Source organism: Streptomyces sp. PA03-6a, assembly GCF_033792765.1.
Taxonomy (GTDB): domain Bacteria; phylum Actinomycetota; class Actinomycetes; order Streptomycetales; family Streptomycetaceae; genus Actinacidiphila.
This window is the reverse complement of the sequence record NZ_JARAVK010000593.1, coordinates 1-819: the sequence shown is the minus strand read 5'-3', so window position 1 is coordinate 819 and position 819 is coordinate 1. Positions and strand designations below refer to the sequence as shown.

Genomic DNA, 819 nt, shown 5'->3' with positions numbered 1-819 from the left:
CGTGGTGGGTGCGGCGGCCGGGGCGGGCGCGCTGGTGGCCGCCGCGTGGCTGCCGGTGTGGGCGGCGGCCGCGGTGTGGGCGGCGGCTCAGGCCGGTTCGACCTCACGGACCTCGCTGCCGACGAGGTAGTCCTCGGGCTGCAGCGGCATCCGTACGCGTTCGGGGCTGTCCCAGTAGCGGGCGTTGGCCGCGGCGAAGCCGTCCTCGCCGTCGTAGGCGATCAGCCAGACGAACTGGCTGCGCTCGCGGTCCACCCAGGCCAGACCGATCTCGAAGCCGTGGGCCCGGCGCAGCGGCACGATCTCGGCGTGCCACAGGCCGAGCCAGGCGTCGAGCATCTCCGGCTTGATGGTGTACGTCCGCAGCTGTGTGGTCCTGGGCAATCCGGGGCTCCCCTGGGTTCCTCGGGTCCTTGGCTTCCTTGGGTTCTTTGGCCTCCTCGGCCCTTCGGTCACGCGGGCGCGTGCACGCGGACCTGCTGGGGGCGTACGACGCGGTCCCCCATGCGGTAGCCGTGCCGTACGACCTCCGCGACCTCGCCGGCGAGCTCCGGCCGGGGCGCGGGGACGGTGCCCACGGCCTCCTGGAGGGCGGGGTCGAAGCGCCCGGCGGTGACCGGGATGCGGGTCATGCCGTACTTCTCCAGGAGGGTCAGCAGCTCGGCGCCGACCGAGTCGCCGAAGCCGCCGTCGACGCCGAGGTGGCGGTCGATGCGGTCCAGGAGGAGGACGAGGTCGTACAGGAGCGGCTGCACCAGCCGGCCCTCGGCGGCCCTGCGGGCGTGGTCGAGCTCGGCGCGCAGTTCGTCCAGACCGCGC

The 819-nt window shown here is 74.1% G+C and carries 2 protein-coding genes; both read right to left on the bottom strand.

Annotated features, from left to right (window positions below; translation table 11 throughout):
• Positions 1–87: 87 nt before the first annotated feature.
• The gene (locus PV350_RS46795) at positions 88–384 is read right to left on the bottom strand and encodes an NIPSNAP family protein (RefSeq protein ID WP_499512667.1); all 297 of its coding nucleotides are present in this window, start codon (positions 382–384) and stop codon (positions 88–90) included.
• 68 nt (positions 385–452) lie between these two features.
• A partial coding sequence (gene grpE, locus PV350_RS46790) for a nucleotide exchange factor GrpE (protein ID WP_500339333.1) occupies positions 453–819 on the bottom strand: 367 nt, incomplete at its 5' end.